Source organism: Acinetobacter brisouioides, assembly GCF_004331075.1.
GTDB lineage: Bacteria > Pseudomonadota > Gammaproteobacteria > Pseudomonadales > Moraxellaceae > Acinetobacter.
The window spans coordinates 95,938-114,530 of sequence record NZ_SJNX01000002.1; the positions used below are offsets into that span (position 1 = coordinate 95,938).

Genomic DNA, 18,593 nt, shown 5'->3' on the forward strand with positions numbered 1-18,593 from the left:
ATTTTAACTTATTTTTAAACAAAATATAAATAAAACAAAGATTTAAACAATTAAATATAAATGTAATTTTTTATTAACAATCAATTATTTACAAAAACAAACTTTCAACCAACCTTTGTCTGATAATCTAAAATGCTGCCATTTTAATAAATATGATATTTTATTTTAAAAATAGAATAATTTATATTTATTCCGAGCAAATCAATCAATTTAAATTACATAAGGATATGTTTTAAATGTCACAAAATATAAAACCAATACAGGGAGAGAAATTACGTGGTTCGGATAAACTGGCACGTATTCCCATTAAAATTATACCCAGTGATTACCTACCAGAAAAACCACGCTGGATTCGCAGTAAAATCAGTGATCCAGAAGAAATTAAGCGCATTCAGCGTTTATTACGTCAGCAAAAATTGCATACCGTGTGCGAAGAAGCCGCTTGCCCCAACCTGCCGCAATGCTTTGGCAGTGGTACAGCTACATTTATGATCATGGGTGATATTTGTACCCGTCGCTGCCCATTTTGCGATGTAGCACATGGTCGCCCGTTGGCACTCGATACAGATGAACCCGAGCACCTTGCCGAAACAGTGGCGCGTTTAAATCTGAATTATGTGGTGATTACTTCGGTGGATCGGGATGATCTGGTCGATGGTGGCGCTCAGCATTTTGTGGATTGTATTACTGCAATTCGCGTACACAGCCCAGATACGCGGATTGAAATTTTAGTGCCCGATTTTCGTGGGCGTATGCCGTTGGCACTGGATATTTTAAGTCGTTGTCCACCTGATGTGTTTAATCACAATATCGAAACCGTGCCACGTTTGTATAAAGCCATGCGCCCTGGTTCAGACTATCAGCACTCACTCAATCTGCTCCAACAGTTTAAGCAGCGCTGCCCAGAGGTTTTAACCAAATGTGGCTTGATGGTCGGTTTAGGTGAAATTGAAGCCGAGGTTTTGGCATTACTCAATGATTTGAAAGACTATGGTGCAGATTTGGTTACCATTGGGCAATATTTACAGCCTAGCCCTGCGCATGCTCCGATTCAACGCTTTGTCGACCCTGCCGAGTTTGGGCGTTATCAGACACATGGCAAACATTTGCAGTTTTTTAACCTATGGAGCGCCCCGTTGGTTCGTTCCAGTTACTTTGCCGACAAACAGTATCTGGGGGAAAGTCTGCCTATTCTTTAGGGTCTGCTGACATTTCATCTATGACCTGCGTTATCGGCGAAAATGATTTAAACAAGGCATGAAACGAAGGCATTTGTGAAACATCAATAGCCACTTATAAACCGAGAGAAAACAAGTGCTTCATTTTACAGTTCACAAAGCATCGAAAATTTTTAACATTTTTTGAGCAAATTCATGCCACGATCTGCTATAAATTGGTGTTGGAAGATAAACTGCACAAGATTTTAAAACAGTGAAAAATACCAAGGCAAAATTCTGTTTTAAATCACAACAAAGCTGTTTCTTTTCAGTGAAATTGAATGCACAAAACTGCGATGGGACATGCAAAATGCTCAACGGATACGAGCTAAGTGCCCCATCCTTTGAAGGATAACAACATGGATATGCAACACACGCGATTTTCTGGCACATCTGCTGATTCGATTCTTTCGTTAACTGCTGCTCCTTTGCTATGTTTGGAACAGAATTGGCAGTCTTCGTTATTTGGACGCAGTATTCAGCAAGGACAACGCGAGCTTGCCAGCATTGCAGATGAAGCAGGCATGGCCATTGGAGTCACAGACAGTTGTGGCACACTGCTATGGGCATGGAGTAGCAAAGTCATGCGTTCCTCTGCCGAGCAAGTGCATTTTGTTGAAGGTGGGCAATGGTCAACCCAGTCTGTCGGGACTAACGCGATTGGCATAGCGCTAAATACCCATCAAACCAGTTGTGTCTATTCGCATGAAAACAGTATGAATAGTGTGCGTGACTGGGTCTGTTATGCTACACCGATTATTGACCAAAAAACCAAACAATATTACGGCATTATGAATTTGTCTGCCAAATATAAAAGACATAGCACTTTGGGTAAATTGGCAGTGGAACGCTGTGCTGAGTTACTCAGCCAAGTGTTTCATGCACAGCAACAAGATTGCCTGTCGATGAATCTGTTTGGCACGCCACAAATCAGCTTCAACCAAACAGTTCTCACTGTGACCCAACGCCAAACTGAAATTTTATGTATTCTGGCACTATGCCCTGCGGGAATTCAGCTTGATGAGCTGCACTATGCCCTCTATGGCGACCGAGAAGTCAGTTTAACCACACTGAAAGCTGAAATTTCTCAGCTACGGCATTTACTCAAAGGCGGGATTCAGTCACGTTGTTACCGTCTGAACTGCGAACTCCAATGTGACTTTCTCATGGCAGAAAAAGCCTTGAATGCAGGCTATATGCAAACGGTGTTTAATTTATATAAAGGCGAGTTTTTACCGAAAACCGATAGCCCATTTTTACGGGCATGGCGCGATGCCTTCGATGCCCGTTTGAGTCATTATATTTATCACTGCCAGGATACAACTTTGCTGCTGAACCTTGTCAATCGTGCGCCTGAACGTCTGGATGCAATTGAACGTTTACTGGAAATTTTGCCTGAAGACAGCCCTTATTTAGACAAAGTACAAGCATTACTGAACCATAGCTAAACCGTCTAATATAGATGAATAGCCCGCCAATTTTTAGATTCAAATTGGCAGGCTTATTTTTATTCTGCCAATGTTTCTGATTTCCCCAAATTCAATAACCACAACATGATTTGAAGTGCCAACACACTCAGCACCCACACAGGCATCAGAAAATAGAGTATCGCCAAAATCACTAAGCTCGTACTACGCTGTACTGTATTTGCAGACTGCCATAAGCGTAAAACTTGACGGTTTAAATGCTGTAAGGTCGAACGGGTTTGTGCATAACTCCACCATGCCCGATAGGCAAACACCACCAAGACCAAAATCAATGTGGCACTTAGTATCAGTACCAGTTGATTCATTCCACCAAATAGCACCCCAATATGGGCATCAACGCCCCAACGGGTCAGCTTGGCAGACAGTGGAAACTTGGAAAATTCGATTTGATCGACCACTTTTTGCTGCTGCATATCCACAGCAATCGCATCGACCTGCACAGGCCAGCGATGGCGCATTTCCTCAATCGTCCACGCTTTGTCACTGCTATAACTCGGTTTAATTTGCAGATATTCGGAAGTTAGTCCATTTTGCTGCGCCAGTTTTTCAATCACATCAAAGTTTTTCAGTACTAAAGGCTGATGACGAGCTGACATTTGCATCGGCATATGATGCTCGGCATGTGCATCTATCGACATAGACATCGACATAGGACTGAGTTGCGTGTTCAGTGTCGGTGTATCACTGTTTGCCAAATGTCGCAGTTTGGCAATCTTTGCCCCTGACCAGTTTGACCACGTCAGCCCTGTTGCCGAGAAAAACAGTAGCATTGGAAATACACTTAACCCCACCCAAGCATGCCAGCGCAGATTTTTCTGCCGAGGGTGCTGTGTAGTCACCTTCATCTGTTGACGTTTCCGATACCATTGCCACAATCCTGTCAGCGCAAAAATTCCGAGCCAACTGGCTGCCAGCTCACTGTAGGCGCGCCCAAACGTACCAAGCAACAAGTTACGGTGCAGGTTATCTAAAAAAGTACGAATCGGCAGCACACCACTTGTTCCATAGACAGGTAGCTGCCCCTGAACAGCAAGCGTATACGGATTGATAAAAACCGCATGACTATGCTCAGAATCTTTCGGATCGAGATACAACACTCGTGTGGTCAGGTTAGGCTGCGGTGCTGGGCGAACAGCGGTAATCACAGCTTGTGCAGGCAAAACTGCTTGTGCCGCAGCAACTTGCAAACTCAAGACTTGTTCAGACTGAGACAGATCATGCACAGCAAATAACTGCTTTTGATACACCACATGCTCAAGCTGAGGGGTCAGTGCATATAGCAAACCTGTCAATGCAGCAATAAAAATAAACGGCGCAACCAGTACGCCAAGCTGAACATGCAACACATGTAACAACTGACTGGCAAAGCGCGTTTGCGATGAATTTTTCTGCATAAAACTGCCTGACACCCTGCAAAAAGATGCTGCATCTTATCAATCTCATGTTAGTCTGTGTACCTTTTTTGGGGAATGTCTAGGTTTTGACTCAGTCATGCGACGTTATGGTTTGTTTTTCGGCTTGATGGCACTTTTGCTACAAAACCTTGTGTTTTGGCAAGTGGCTATGCCGAAAACGATGCATGAGAACATGATTTGCGAACAGATTAGCGTTGCACTTGAACAAAGCAGCATGTCCATGTCACAGATGCACATGTCTGCGGCTGAGCATTCCCAAATGCAAAAACAACATGACAAGATGTTGCAGCATTGCCACTTCTGTGAGCTGTTCCACCATCTCTCGCCGATTACTGAACCAAGCCTTACGCTGATCGAAAACAAAATTCTGGTTCGTCTGATTGTCTTTGCAGCGTTCAGTTATGTGTTTTTCTATCTACGGCGTTTATTTCTCTGTCCTCAAGGACGTGCCCCACCTTTTGCCTTCAACTTTGCATAGTTTTGTTTAAGCGAAAAATTTTTCGCACATCGTTATTTTGCTTTTGTTGAAAGGCTTCGTTATGCCACGTATTTTTTTATTGCACCCTCTCACTTGGGGAATTGTTGCTGCGTCTATGTCTGCTACGGTGAATGCCGCTAATAGCGTTGATGACAATACTGTTTCAGACTTACCCATCATTACTGTCTCTGCCGAAAAACAGGATGAACGCCATTCATCCTCTCAAGCAATTACCCAGTTTAAACACAAGCTACTTGAAGTTCCATTTACCAAATCACATGTGTCCAAAGACGATATTCAGAACTACAACATTCAACGAGTCAGTGATGCACTGGTGCTAGTGAATGGTGTAATGTATCAGGACAGTTATGGTGGCGGATTTTGGGATAACTATTCATTTCGTGGCTTTAGCACCGACCCGAATATGGGCACGATTTACATGCGTAACGGTTTGAGTTCACTCAATGGAATTCATGCACCACGCGACATGGTCAACATCCAGTCGATTGATTTTCTCAAAGGCCCAATGGCTGCCATGTATGGACAAGGCGCAATCGGTGGAATTATGAACATCACCACCAAACAGCCCGAGTGGACACCGAAAACCAAAATTTCGGTCAGTGGCAGTACAGAAGAACAGTATCGCGGTTCGGTGGATACCACAGGGGCGATCAATGAAGCCCTTGCCTACCGTTTAGGTGTGGCGTATGAAAACAACCAAAGTTTTCGCGATCATGTTGATAATCAACACTATTACATTGCACCACAACTGGCATGGAAAATCTCGGATCAGACCCAGTTGGATCTAGACACTGAATTTGCAAATTACAGTGGTGTGTTTGACCGTGGTATTCCGATGGTCAACGGTCAGTTTGGCATCATTCACAGTTTCTACGGTGAACCGAGCGATGGCGATATCAAGATTAAAGATCAAATGGTTCAGCTACGCCTCAATCATCAGTTTAATGACAACTGGGACAGTACCACGGCGCTGAGCTATGAACATGGTGAACGTGAAGGTACATCAACCGAGATTTCATCCGTCAGCAGCGATGGGCAAACTGCCAACCGTTTCCGCCGTTATCGGCATTTTGAAACTGAAACCACCCAGTTCCAGCAAATTTTACGTGGCAAATTCTCTACAGGTTCGATTCGTCACGAAGTTGTTGCCAACGTTGAAGCAGGACATTACACCATCGACCAGTTACAACGAAGAAGTGCATCAGGCGCAAGCAGCCCTATTAGCATTAGCAACCCTGTTTATGGTCAGACGATTTTACCGCTAACCCGCACCACCAAATTTAGCCTAGAAACCCAAGATATGTTGGGACTGAACCTGCAAGATCAGATTTTCCTGAATGATCAATGGAATATTGTGCTGGGTGGGCGTTATAACCGCTTACAACAACAGATTGATGATTACCACACAGGGATTTCTGCCAAGCAGGCATTTACACCGTTTACGCCACGTGTAGCAATCAATTATCAACCGACAAAAAAATGGTCACTGTATAGCAACTGGGGCAAATCGTTTGAACTCAATACAGGGTTAGATAAAAACTATCAACTGTATGATCCTGAAAAAACTCAAAGCTGGGAAATCGGCAGTAAATATCAGTTCTTGCCCAAAAGCTGGTTGGGGCTGACTTATTTTGATATGGATAAGCACCATTTGCTGACTGAAGGCATTAGCGACAGTTATGTGGATAGCGGACATGTACAAAGTCACGGGCTTGAAGTCGAATTACAACATCAACTTACGCAAAATTTACGAGTGAGTGCCAACTATACCTTGACCCATGCTTCAGTGATTGAAAGTGAGGTCGATGTCAAAGGTGCACGCCTAAAAAATATTCCAAAACATATGGCAAACCTGTCAGCAGATTATCAATTCCATATAGCAGACTACCCTGCTGGATTGGTGGGTAATCTCAATTACTTTGGCAAGCGCAGTGCCAACTACATTGACAATGGCACGACCTTACCATCATTTACTGTGGTGAATATTGGTGGTTATATCTTGCCGCGTCCAGACGTGCGGGTGCAGCTCAATATCAGTAACCTGTTTAACCGTACCTATTATGTGTCGAGTTATACCAATTATTGGGTGCAACCAGGTGAGCCTCTGAAAGCCACACTGACCCTGAACTGGACGTTCTAAATTTTTTTATTTACACGCCATTCTAAGGATGGCGTGTATTGAATTCTGAACATCAGATGTAACAATCAGAAAGATTTACCCTAACTCATACAAGCTTTGAAACGTTCTTCATAAAAGTAGGATATGACCAAAATCCATGTGCAAGGATGGTTTGCTGTTTAAGTTTGGCTCGGTATTTTATGAGCAGTATATCTTCACAAATCAGTTGTTGCTGTGTTGGCAATAAACCCTGACAAATTTAAAATGCCTCACCCTGCAAAATGATAAAACCACAAAAAATCAACTTCTACTTAATCATGCAACTTTCCACCACAATGTGGGCAATATTTATAATGTTTTAATTCGCGCTCTTGTTCTTCAAGCACTTGTTCACGCATCAATTGCACTAAAATTTCATGAATTTGTTCCTTGCGCAGTCCAACAGCGCGCCCAATTTTTTCGACTTCTGTCTGATCATTGACCAAATCCAAGTCTTTTTCGATAATCAATTCCCGAAATTCTTGCTCAAGACGTTCCTTACGTACATTGAGTTCATTGGCTAAACCTGTTGCCAGAATACCTGCGGGTAAAGCGGCTAAACCAACCCCCAAAACCATAATCACTGAACCGAGGATCTTGCCTGCATTGGTGACAGGCGTTACATCCCCATAGCCAACCGTGGTTAATGTCACCACTGCCCACCACATGGCTTGTGGAATTGAGCCAAAAACATCAGGCTGTGCATTATGTTCAAAAGCGTAGACTCCACCTGCCGCCAGCACAATCATAATGATTAAAATAAAAATGACTGCCTGAAATGAACCTTTCTCACGCTCAATGACATTCAACAGAATTTGTAATGACACAAAATAACGAGTCAATTTCAGCAGTCGTAACAACCGAAGGATTCGTAAATAACTCAAATCCATATGAACAAAAAAGTTGAGATACGCAGGAAAAATTGCTAAAAAATCAACAATAGCAGCTCCACTTAAAAGCCAACGAGATCTTTGCTTCCATGCTGGAATTTCAAGGTCTTCTTCAACTACACTCCACAGTCGCAGCAAATATTCAATTGTGAACACTGCAATTGATATATGCTCAAAACGATCAAAATAAAACGCATGTGCTTGATAAACATGATCGACTGATTCAACCAAAACCGCTGAAACGTTTGCAATGATCATTATAATCAGCAAATAGTTGAAATAGCGGCTTGCAGGCGTATCGTAATCAGTATTATGCAGCACGTCATAACAAAAACGACGTGTGCGCCGATAATAGTCTAAAGCTGTCATGGCAGAGACGTGAAAAAGAAAAAATCGATATTAACAAATTCCTTATAGAATTTGAGGAATTTTTCGGCAACTTCTAACCTTATTTATCTGATTTTTTGCTACTTCTGCCTCAATTAAAAATCCTTTATGCTGACTCTCATAGCTTTACTGTTGAGCAGAAAAATGAATAACAATCACAAACAATTGGTCGTACTGGGCAGTATTAATGTTGATCATCTTTTAAATGTGCAGAAGTTTCCACAAGCTGGAGAAACTGTGACTGGCACCCACTACCAACTGGCATTTGGTGGCAAAGGTGCAAATCAAGCTGTTGCCGCAAGTCGTAGTGGTGCCAACACTCGATTTCTTGCGTGCTTAGGTAGTGATGCGATTGCTCAAGACATTTTGGCGCAGTTTGTCCAAGATGGTATGAATATAGAAGCAGTTTGTCAGATTCCTAAACAAAATACGGGTGTTGCCCTTATCTTTGTCAACAACCAAGCTGAAAACTGCATTGGCATTTACGCGGGGGCAAATGCAAGTTTAAGTCCGCAATATGTTGCTCAACACGCTGAAAAAATTCGCTGTACCGATGCCCTTCTACTACAATTGGAAACACCTCTTGAAAGCTTAATTGATGCCGTCAAGATTGCCAAAGCCGCCAATAGCATGGTGGTGCTTAACCCTGCACCAGCGCAGCCATTACCTGAAGATTTTTTGCAACACATTGATCTGATTACCCCCAATGAAACTGAAGCCTCTGCACTAACAGGGATTCAGGTCTATGACCTCCTAAGCGCAGAACAAGCCGCCCAGCATTTGCATCAGCAAGGCGTTGGTATGGTGATTATCACGCTAGGCGAACAAGGCATTTGGTTGAGTCAACAGGGTCAGGGACAACATATCCCTGCATTTAAAGTACATGCTGTTGATACTACAGGTGCAGGCGATACTTTTAATGGTGCCTTAATGACAGCACTTCTTGAAGGTCAGAACTTATTTGACGCCAGCTATTTTGCCAGTGCGGCAGCGGCGCTCGCAGTCACCCATGCAGGTGCGCAACCGTCTATTCCTTGGCGTGTACAAATTGATGAATTTTTAGAAGAGCTCAAAGAGCAAGATTGAGAACAAATAGCACCTTTTGAGGCACCCTTCCTGAAAAGGTGCTATTTGTAGAATCAAAGACATTACCCAAGTGACTTTGATCTTATAAATCAAGTCTATAGTGAATAAGTGACAAATGTTTCCCGATTTTTTAGCTTTTTCTTGATTTAACAAAATAAAAATGGAGTATATTTTTATTTTTCAGAAAATTCTTCCAAAGTTTAATTTATGAACAGCACAGAATACACATTAGATAAAATAGATCGGAAAATTTTATCGGCTTTACGCCATAATGGACGCTTAACAGTTGCCCAGTTATCTGAAGAGGTGGGTCTGTCATCTTCACCCTGCTGGACACGTTTAAAAAGACTCGAAACACTTAAAATTATTGATGGCTATACTGCCAACATTAATCCCAAAGCCATTGGTATTAACGAGTTGTTTTTTATTGAAATTACACTAGAACGTCATGATGATGAAATTTTAGAACAATTTAGCCAAGCACTTGCAGATATTCCCGAAGTCATCGAAGCGCATTTGGTCACAGGTGATTATGATTATTTAGTCAAAGTTGCCGTCAAAGATGCTGAACATTATGAAAAGTTCTTGCGTAAAAAGTTATACTCGATTCAAGGTATTCGTCATACACGTTCTATTTTTGCATTACGCCCTTTAAAACTGGAAAATACAGCGGATCTCATGCTGATTGATTAATATCCAACCCCAATGATGACTCAAGACTTTCATTTCAAATAAGCTAAGTCATGAGTCATTTTTCAGAAACCTCTTTCATCAAGAACATTCATCATTTATTGCTGCTCATAATTATATAAAAATAAGTTCATGTTTTTATAAAAAATTTCATTTCATCGCCGATTTTCATCCATTCATCGACTAAGTTTATTGCATCCCCCAACATAGAGATAAAATTCTAATAATAAGCTAAAAGCTAAAGTTATAGGGGAACAGCAGTGAAACGTCATACAACAGGTTTTACATTATTAGAACTCATGATCACCGTCGTCATCATTGCGATTTTAGCTGCAATTGCGATGCCACTTTACAATAAATACGTCATTAAATCTCATGTTCGTTCAGCAATGACTGACCTTACTTCTTTAAGTCTTGTTGTTGAAAATCTTTACCAACGCAACCTTAAATATGTTGCAACAACAGCCACAGATCAGGACGCACAAAATTACATTTCGACCAATAACGGAATCACTTGGACTCCTGCCGAGAGTGCCAATTTCACCTATACCCTCAATGCAAGTGCAACAGGTTCAGGCACACCTGTCGTGTATTACACACTTAAAGCTGTTGGGAAAACGGGTACGATCAATGCTGGATGTACCCTAACACTGAACAATACCAATACCAAAACTATTGCCGATACAAGTAAAGGCTGTGGCGGGCTAACATCATGGTAGGGCTATATCAAAAAGGCATAACGCTGATAGAGTTAATCATCACATTAGCTCTTGTAGCCGTTATTATTGCCTCAATCGCTCCTTTGGGGCGATCATGGATCGCAACTGCGCATGTGTCAAAAGCACAATCCGTTTTGACTCAAGCCTTTAATAAAGCAAGAACAGAAGCATTGAGAAATCCCAATAAAGTTTTAAGTGATGCAACTAACCCAACAGTTGCAACGATTACTATTGATAATACCGCCAAAACAGTCGCCATCACCAATAGTAGTAGTGCAACGATTTGGAGTGATTCATTTGATAAAGATACGAGCATTACGCTTCCAACAGCGTGTAGTTCAAAGATCTTACTCAACAATACTGTTCAATTTTTAAATTCCACTACCCCTACGACGATTGACAATACATGTTCTAGCTATACCATTTCTGCTAGTTCAGCTCAAAGCGTAACTGGCGTTTTAAGGTGATTGATCATGAAAAAAAATAATGGTTTCACTTTATTAGAAGTCCTCATTTCAATGCTTCTACTCATGGTGATCGGGCTAGGAAGTGCTTATCTTTTAGCACGTGCAAATGTCACTCAACGAGACATGAATATCCATTTACTCACCGTAAGTAAAATGCGTTACATTTTACAAAATGGTGGCTGCACGTCGTCATCAAGTATCAGCATTAACAGTACCACTGCCCTTACACCTTGTACGTCATCATCTGCAACTTATACAGTTTCAGCGAATGGTTTATCAGCATCTGATGTCGCTGTAACATCACCATCAATTTCGGTGTCATCTACAGACAGCACAACGACCAGCTTGATTCCTAACCCCATTACCATTAGCCCTTGAGGACATCACTATGAAAAATAAAATGTTTTCTCAAAAAGGGCTATCACTGATCGAAGTCTTAATTGTATTGCTCATTTTTACAGTTCTTGCGCTGGCGATTTTAAGAGCCTATGTATCTGTTGTGCACGTCGCAGGAGATTCATCAGCAGGTGCAAAAAGCGATAGTGGTGTCATGTTTGGGTTAGCAACAGCAGATAAAATTTTGCAAGGGATTGGGTATGGTGCAAACTCAAGCACAACATCCTCTTATGGAACAACAGTTGTCGCCTACGATAGTTCTGGTGCACAAGTTGCTGTCGGCACTGCAGGAAGCAGTTTGGTGTGGAAATCAGATACTTCAACCTGTCAGGCACTCATTATCAGCAATAAAGATAACCCTGTAAGTACAAGTTCGACTGCAACTACACATACTGGCAGTGGGTTATTTTATTATGGCGCGGGCTATAGCTGTAGTAGTTTGGCACTACCTGCAAGCACAACTACAGAAACACCGACTATTCTTGTTCCTGTCAGCGATACCAATCTTGCGATGGCGAGCTTAAAAGTGATTACGGTAACAAACTGTAATCCATATAGCGTAAGCAACTCACTGAACAATGGCGGTGCATACGCAGTGGTACTCACAGCAAATGTTTATGCAGGTAGTGGTACGACTCAAAATCAGGTGAATAATCAAACCTGCCTGTTTAACTTTAGATAAATGGTGGAAGTGATGAACAATCAAGTTAATCTTGTTTCTCAAAAACAAAAAGTACGCCACCAGCAAGGTTTTGCATCATTATTATTTGTTTTGCTGATTGGTCTTTCTCTCGTTATTATCGTCTTGGGTGTCTTTATTACCTTAAGAGGTTTGCAGGACTCTGCAATTACTTCACATGCACAAACTCAAGCTGAAGAAAGAAGTACCATTGGTGTCAAAGCTCTATCTAATTTTTTATATAGTAAAACTGATACTCAGATTTCCTCCATTACAAGTGGGACAATCACAGATAAAAATGGAACACTGACAGGGACAGCAAACTCGACTGTTGCAACCTATGTCAAGTCTGCAACTTGTCCAACTGGCGCAGTAACCCAGTACTGTTTTGATGTCACAGCCAGTAGTGGCGGTGCGTCTGCAACCATACGCACTGTTTACCAAAAAGCATCCATTGTAGGTTCAACCACGCTGACTGGATCAGTTTTTGCTGGTGGCCTTGTTGTTGGAGGGAATGCAACATTTACAGGGGATGTCGGTAATCCAATTTCTATCGCTGTCGGTGGTACAAGTGCAGGACAAATATGTACCAGTAATAACTGTTCAAGTAGCTATACAGCAGCTCAACTTCTAGCCTTAGGTCTCACTGTCACAACCTATCAGTCAATGACCTATATTTCTGCATCAGATTTAAAAGAATATGCGAATTATCAGTTTACTTCATCAGGTTGCTATAAACTAAACTTTTATACATCCACTGGTACAGTGATGAGTAAAACCTCAATCACATGTCCTATTACTCCAAATACTGATGGAACTTGGTCAATAACAGATCCTGCCAGTCTTCCAATTGGAGTATTATGGTTTGATAACAATCTAACAATACAACTTGTTCTTGACTCAACTCTCGTAAATACAATTATTACTACAGGCACACTTACTGTTAATGCACCTCAAGTGACAGGAAATACTACGAAAACTGTAAATAACTATGCACCGTATTGGTATTATTCTTCCGCTACAGGGAGTACAAGCGATGGTCGTGTATGTGGAGCTTATGCCAATACTGGTGTCACAACTATTCCATCGCAATATTGCAATTATAGTACGACGTCTCCAACTTTTAACACCAGTTCACTTACAGGAGCTGGCGGTATTGCAAATATTCTCTTTCTTACAAACTCAACCTTAACACTTGATGCGGGCAACAGTAGCAAACTTATTCTGAATTACTATGGTAATTTGATCGCATCCAATGGTGCTGGGGGAACAGGGAATGCTTCTGGTAAATTTACAGGATCGGGTAGTATTAATATTACAGGAAATCTAGTCATGGCAGGAACGACTGATACTACAACCATGACGGGTAATATTAAACTTGACTTAAGTCAAAGTACCGCAGCCAATTCTTCAGTGATTCCAACCGTTACTTATGCAAATGGTTTAAGGTTCATTAAATACATGTAACCTAAGCGCACAAAAAAGAGATCCTCATTTGAGGATCTCTTTTTATTTCACAGATTCGATTAGAATGAATATTTCATCCCCAAATTTACCCCAAGGTTATCTGATGAATGATTTGAAAATTCACCATTGGCACTTGCCCATGCAGAAAGATTTGGCGTGTATTGTGTAGTTAAACCAAGACTTGCACTACCCCATTTTTTGTCTGGTGTATAACCTGAAAGTACAAAACTGCCGCCCATGCTGTTTAAACCTGCACGAACACCATGACTGTTTGCTTGCGAATCGTAATTCCAAGCAACCTCAGCAAATGGCGAAACTTTCACATCTCGATACATCCAGTCGCCTTTTAAACGCCAGCCCACAGTAGAGACAAACGAATCGCGCTGTTGTTTCCCAAACCACATTGCTGTACTGTCCGTACCATGCTCAGCAAAATCATTTACTTTGATAGTTTGCCATTCTAAATGAACAAAAGGCCCTGTTTTTAAGTCATTTAGGTTTAGCCACCAACCTCCATCTAACCCACCACCAACATGGTAGCCTTGAGCATCAGCAGTTTCTGTGCGCACTGCCGTACCAAGTTGAATCTGACGTTTAATGTCGGTAAAGTGCAAGCTGCCTGCATTGGCAAAACCACCAATATAACCATTGCCTTTATGATAAATACCATAACCCAAACCACTGACATCAAATAATTTATAATCACCCCGACTGTTAGAGAAATTACCATTTTGCTGGTTTAAACTCATAGCAACCCCAGCCGAAAAATCGGGATTAATCTGAGCGTCTGAACCAAAGGTAAAATTGACATTATTGCTATTTAACTGGGGTGAGCTGTCTGAAGCTTTGAGTTTCTGGTGATTATAGTCTAGATTAAAAAATACCCGAGTTTCACCACCATTTACATCGGTGAGCATTTCATTTTTCACTGCACGATACTGAGCTTTTGTAATCGCGAGTGGAGCTTCTGATAATAAAGACATTTGCCCAGGCGCAGCTAACTCTGCCAAAACTGCCTGTGCCAGTAAACGATGGGTTGCCGTAGTTGGGTGTACTCCATCAGCAAACAAATAGCTTTGATTGGTTCCTGATGCATAAGTATAAGCTGCCCCTGAGCCAGCAGGGCCACATGCAACAGATGATGAGCCCACACCACAGGCTTCATTAGTGACATTACTAAAGCCATAGGCGGCTGGGTTGGCAACCACTTCATTGAGTAATCCATAAACATTGACAGGCACAATGTTTAATCCTGAAGCACTTAAACTGTCTAAACCGTTACTTAAATTATAATTATAAAGCTGTGCCAGTTGTGTTAAATAGCCTGCAACTGTAGGACCTGACTCTAACGCTGAAGGCGTCAGCCCCATATTGGGTAAGTTATACACCACGACATAATTGGCGCCTGCCTGTTTTAACGACGACAACAAGTTTAATTCGGTATTAGCTGCTGTTGTTGTTCCTGTAATCAATTGAGCTTGAGTAATACTCGGTGTCCCAAGTAAACCAAAAATATCATTAGCTCCACCCCACACTTCATATAAAGTATTCGGATTGGCTGTTCCACCCGTTGAACCTAGGTACTGCAATAACTGCTGCTGTAACGTCGGAATACCAGGATCCAAACTATTAACAACGCCTGCACCACCCCAAGCATAGTTACTTCCACCTAACCATGAAGGTGATGTGGTGGTACCTACACCTTCCGCCACAAGTTCTGCAGCTGTTAACCCTGGGTTAGTCGTAAAACGAGCTTGTGGATTCGAGCTTGACAATGCGATATTTCCCCCATCACTAAGACTATCTCCCAAAATCACAACATTGTTAAAACTGGTTGCTTGTGCTTGTGTTACCCCAAGCCACATCAGGCTTGTGGTGGCAAGCCATAATAATTTCCTTATCCGCATTGCCCTATCCTCTGAATGATATTTTTGTTTTTAAAATTGCCAGCATCATGCTTTTGCAATGCATTAATGTATAACATATTTAAATGTGTTCTTTTTAGTCTATTTATCGTTTTTTATAGTATGAGCAGTCAGTCAAATGTAACATCAAATCAAATTCAAGCGCGCCAACTAAAACCACTCTGATCTTATTTGTATTTAACAAATTAAAACAATCACTTACATCTTAATTCCATCAAATTAAATTGTATTATTTGGGAATAAATAAGGTTTAAACTGCTTACAACAACCGTCAGCGATCTACTGGCTTTTCTAATCTTATTTTGCCATATTGATGAATCTAAGCTTTCAAACATCGTATTGGTTCAACACTGTAAATGGCGTTGCCTAATTTGACTAATGTAAGTCACCTACTTTCCAAGCCATACGAACACACTCGTTTTATCAATCCACTTATTTGGCTGATTGATCTTTTTGTCCTGATTTCAGATGACTTACAAAACTGGATAAACCCCTATTGATTTTTCTGAGCTGAAGTTTGTTCTGCCTGCCAGCCACCACCCAGCGTTTTATAGACATTCAGCATATTTTCAGCTTCAGCCAAGCGTGCCTGTACCAAGCGATCCTGTATATCTTGTGCATTGATGCGTGCTAACAGAACTTTATCAAGTGTAATATTGCCGAATTTAAACAACTGGCTGGACTTGCTAATTTGAACATTGGCTTGCTGCGATGCTTGCGCCAAATACCGATTTTGCTGAGTTAAACTGCTTTGTAACTGATAGGCGCTATCGACTTCTGCCAAAGACTTCAATACCAGTTGATCATAATGTGCTAACGCTGCTTGAGCTTCGGCATCATGTACTTCTATGTTGCGTTGAATACGTCCTGAAGTAAAAATCGGCAAGCTGACACCTGCACTGATCAAACCGCCAAAACCTTTCAGTTCAGGTGTGCTGCTATCTAAACGTAGCTGTCCAGTTTGCCCAATAAACTGAATGTTAAAACGTGGCAATAAGTCAGCTTTGGCACTGGCAAGTTGCGCGCTGGATGCCTGAATCAGGGCATATTGCTGACGTACATCAGGACGGCGATTCAACACGGATAACGGTGTTTCACCACTGGGTAATGCAGGAATATGATTTAAAATATCCACCGATGCTGGCACATGGAACTGTTGTAGCGACTGCCCTGTCAACACAGCCAGATTACGCTGATAGATATCTGCCTGTGCCTGCAAGGTTGCCAACTGAGCTTTTAAGCTTTCCCGTTTAATTTCAACATCACGCACATCATAATCGGTGACTTGTCCTGCTTTAAAACGCCCGTCAATATAACGGCGAAGTTCTGTCAAGCTAGCAAGGGTATTTTGCCCAATCTGCATACGCTTTTGCAGGCTTCGCATTTTAAAATAATTGTCAGCAATATCACTAGCAAATAACATCTGCACAGCATACCACTGCTGGGTTACCGCCATACTGGCGTATCTGGCGGCATCGGCATCGCTACGTTTTCCACCAAAAATGTCAGGTTCCCAACTTGCAGCAAAGCTGGCATGTTCACTGTGCCCTGTAACATTCAAATCATCACGGTTTAAACTAGAAGCCCCTACACCCGATAGCATCTTGCGGGTTTGTGGACTGAGTGGGTTATGCACTTGGGCATGATGACCATCTACCCCTGCAGATAATCCAGCCGTTGGCCCCAGATCAGCCAATGCCAACGCTGCATTGGCACGTGCCGCCTGCAAGTTTGCCCGTGCAGCAGTCAAATCGTGATTATTTTGCAGACCTTGCTGAATCAACTGTGTCAGTACAGGATCATGCCATGTTAGCCACCACTGTGAGACATCGGTTGCATCGGGAGTCGCCGCAACTTGTTCAAACTGTAGAGGCACAGCGACTTTAGACTCAAGTTTGACTTGCAATGGGCTGCATGCAGCGAGCAATATACTCCCCATGGCAATTACCAAGAGCGATTTTTGCATTTTATTATTCTCCACAACCTTATCCCTGACTCGTCAACATGGAACGAAAGCGCTTAAGCGCAAACAGTAAAAATGCTGCACCGATTACACTCATAATCAGTAACTTTTTCCACACGATATCTAAACCTGCATCACGAAATAGCACTTCTTGCCCAAACTGCATATATAACGTCACAGGCGAATAAAAGGTAACCTGCTGAATCCACTCGGGCATGCTTTCGATCGGGGATTCAGAACCAGATAGCAAACGACTCACCATATAAATAGGCAAACATAACAAACCAAACTGAGGCATGGTTGGCGCAACTGTCGCCAGACAAATTCCCATAGACGAGACCGAAAATAAATAAATAGCTGTACCTAAAACATACAGACCAATCGAGCCGTTAATCGGGACTTGCAGCAACGTATGCACGACCAGCCATAAAGACAATAATGCTGCTAAGGTAATCACTAGACCATTGGTCAAAATTTTAGACATGGCAATTTCACTGGCATGTACAGGCATCACCAGTAAATGCTCAATGGTACCGTGTTCTTTTTCCCGAATGACTGCTGCCCCCACCAAAATCATGGCAAGTAAAGTAATATTGTTCAACACTTGCGCCACACCTGTATACCAGTGCGTTTGAGTATTGGGATTAAAAAACACCTGCACCATTGGCGTTAATGGCAACATATCTGCAGGAGACTGATGCTTAAACGCATTGACTTCATTTTGTATGATCTGATTTAAATAATTCGTTCCAACACCTGCTTGTGTCACTGCAGTCGCATCAGCCAGGACTTGTATGGACACTTCACGGTTTGCAGAAACATCTCGTTCAAAATTCGCAGGAATGGTGATCACAAAAACATAATCACTTTTGCCCATTGCCTGATCGACCTGATCGGGTGAAATACTGACAGGTTGTTTAAAATATGGTGCTTGCAGTGCATCCCGAATCCGAAAAGACAATTGCGAACGGTCTTCATCAATAATGGCAACAGACGCGTTACGCACTTCGGTGGTGATCCCTTTAGACACGGTATATACGGCAACCGACAAAAACACCACAATCAGCCCCAGTAAAATCACATCATTAAACAGGCTTTTGAGTTCTTTTAGACTGAGAATCCAGACATTTTTAAGCCAACGTAGCATG

The 18,593-nt window shown here is 42.0% G+C and carries 16 protein-coding genes and 1 pseudogene; 12 read left to right on the forward strand and 5 right to left on the reverse strand.

Annotated elements, in window-relative coordinates; all coding sequences use genetic code 11:
* Nucleotides 1-236: 236 nt before the first annotated feature.
* Both lipA and E0H77_RS03335 read left to right on the forward strand, forming a co-directional pair.
* Complete coding sequence (gene lipA, locus E0H77_RS03330) at nucleotides 237-1,199, forward strand: lipoyl synthase (protein ID WP_131374983.1); 963 nt, start codon at nucleotides 237-239, stop codon at nucleotides 1,197-1,199.
* A gap of 377 nt (nucleotides 1,200-1,576) precedes the next feature.
* Entirely contained in the window at nucleotides 1,577-2,665 is a 1,089-nt protein-coding gene (locus E0H77_RS03335; protein ID WP_131374985.1) for a transcriptional regulator, read from the forward strand.
* A gap of 59 nt (nucleotides 2,666-2,724) precedes the next feature.
* Here E0H77_RS03335 and E0H77_RS03340 read toward each other — a convergent pair whose 3' ends face one another.
* Nucleotides 2,725-4,098 carry a PepSY-associated TM helix domain-containing protein gene (locus E0H77_RS03340; RefSeq protein WP_131374987.1) on the reverse strand — a complete coding sequence of 458 codons (1,374 nt, stop codon included), beginning with the start codon at nucleotides 4,096-4,098 and terminating at the stop codon, nucleotides 2,725-2,727.
* A gap of 97 nt (nucleotides 4,099-4,195) precedes the next feature.
* On the opposite strand from E0H77_RS03340, the gene E0H77_RS03345 reads away from it, so the two are divergent.
* Nucleotides 4,196-4,597 (forward strand): DUF2946 family protein, encoded by a 402-nt coding sequence (locus E0H77_RS03345; RefSeq protein WP_131374989.1) that lies wholly within the window; start codon nucleotides 4,196-4,198, stop codon nucleotides 4,595-4,597.
* Between the two features lie 115 nt (nucleotides 4,598-4,712).
* A complete protein-coding gene (locus E0H77_RS03350; RefSeq protein ID WP_416240502.1) occupies nucleotides 4,713-6,758 on the forward strand; it encodes a TonB-dependent receptor in 2,046 nt (681 codons plus the stop codon).
* Nucleotides 6,759-7,048: 290 nt separating this feature from the next.
* Here E0H77_RS03350 and E0H77_RS03355 read toward each other — a convergent pair whose 3' ends face one another.
* Nucleotides 7,049-8,035 carry an ion transporter gene (locus tag E0H77_RS03355; protein ID WP_131374993.1) on the reverse strand — a complete coding sequence of 329 codons (987 nt, stop codon included), beginning with the start codon at nucleotides 8,033-8,035 and terminating at the stop codon, nucleotides 7,049-7,051.
* A gap of 162 nt (nucleotides 8,036-8,197) precedes the next feature.
* On the opposite strand from E0H77_RS03355, the gene rbsK reads away from it, so the two are divergent.
* The 8 genes and pseudogenes from rbsK to E0H77_RS03390 all read left to right on the forward strand — a co-directional run bounded on the left by rbsK (nucleotide 8,198) and on the right by E0H77_RS03390 (nucleotide 13,557).
* Complete coding sequence (rbsK, locus tag E0H77_RS03360) at nucleotides 8,198-9,139, forward strand: ribokinase (RefSeq protein ID WP_131374994.1); 942 nt, start codon at nucleotides 8,198-8,200, stop codon at nucleotides 9,137-9,139.
* A gap of 207 nt (nucleotides 9,140-9,346) precedes the next feature.
* Nucleotides 9,347-9,832: an Lrp/AsnC family transcriptional regulator gene (locus E0H77_RS03365; RefSeq protein WP_131374996.1), complete on the forward strand. Its 486-nt coding sequence runs from the start codon at nucleotides 9,347-9,349 to the stop codon at nucleotides 9,830-9,832.
* A gap of 296 nt (nucleotides 9,833-10,128) precedes the next feature.
* Nucleotides 10,129-10,186 (forward strand): annotated as a pseudogene (locus E0H77_RS14025) (hypothetical protein); the annotation flags it as partial.
* The gene (locus E0H77_RS03370) at nucleotides 10,171-10,548 is read left to right on the forward strand and encodes a type IV pilin protein (RefSeq protein WP_416240503.1); all 378 of its coding nucleotides are present in this window, start codon (nucleotides 10,171-10,173) and stop codon (nucleotides 10,546-10,548) included. The pseudogene E0H77_RS14025 and the gene E0H77_RS03370, both read left to right, overlap by 16 nt.
* Nucleotides 10,542-11,015, forward strand: a complete 474-nt coding sequence (locus E0H77_RS03375; RefSeq protein ID WP_131313270.1) for a pilus assembly FimT family protein — start codon at nucleotides 10,542-10,544, stop codon at nucleotides 11,013-11,015. Before E0H77_RS03370 ends, E0H77_RS03375 begins: the two co-directional genes overlap by 7 nt.
* A gap of 6 nt (nucleotides 11,016-11,021) precedes the next feature.
* Nucleotides 11,022-11,393 (forward strand): type IV pilus modification PilV family protein, encoded by a 372-nt coding sequence (locus tag E0H77_RS03380; RefSeq protein WP_131375000.1) that lies wholly within the window; start codon nucleotides 11,022-11,024, stop codon nucleotides 11,391-11,393.
* A 10-nt stretch (nucleotides 11,394-11,403) separates the two neighbouring features.
* The gene (locus tag E0H77_RS03385) at nucleotides 11,404-12,093 is read left to right on the forward strand and encodes a prepilin-type N-terminal cleavage/methylation domain-containing protein (protein ID WP_131375002.1); all 690 of its coding nucleotides are present in this window, start codon (nucleotides 11,404-11,406) and stop codon (nucleotides 12,091-12,093) included.
* A gap of 12 nt (nucleotides 12,094-12,105) precedes the next feature.
* Nucleotides 12,106-13,557, forward strand: a complete 1,452-nt coding sequence (locus tag E0H77_RS03390; RefSeq protein ID WP_131375004.1) for a hypothetical protein — start codon at nucleotides 12,106-12,108, stop codon at nucleotides 13,555-13,557.
* A gap of 59 nt (nucleotides 13,558-13,616) precedes the next feature.
* Here E0H77_RS03390 and E0H77_RS03395 read toward each other — a convergent pair whose 3' ends face one another.
* The 3 genes from E0H77_RS03395 to E0H77_RS03405 all read right to left on the reverse strand — a co-directional run bounded on the left by E0H77_RS03395 (nucleotide 13,617) and on the right by E0H77_RS03405 (nucleotide 18,592).
* Complete coding sequence (locus E0H77_RS03395) at nucleotides 13,617-15,464, reverse strand: autotransporter domain-containing protein (RefSeq protein ID WP_131375006.1); 1,848 nt, start codon at nucleotides 15,462-15,464, stop codon at nucleotides 13,617-13,619.
* A 511-nt stretch (nucleotides 15,465-15,975) separates the two neighbouring features.
* Nucleotides 15,976-17,448: a TolC family protein gene (locus E0H77_RS03400; RefSeq protein ID WP_131375008.1), complete on the reverse strand. Its 1,473-nt coding sequence runs from the start codon at nucleotides 17,446-17,448 to the stop codon at nucleotides 15,976-15,978.
* 19 nt (nucleotides 17,449-17,467) lie between these two features.
* Nucleotides 17,468-18,592, reverse strand: a complete 1,125-nt coding sequence (locus E0H77_RS03405) for an ABC transporter permease (RefSeq protein ID WP_131375010.1) — start codon at nucleotides 18,590-18,592, stop codon at nucleotides 17,468-17,470.
* Between the last annotated feature and the right edge of the window lies 1 nt (nucleotide 18,593).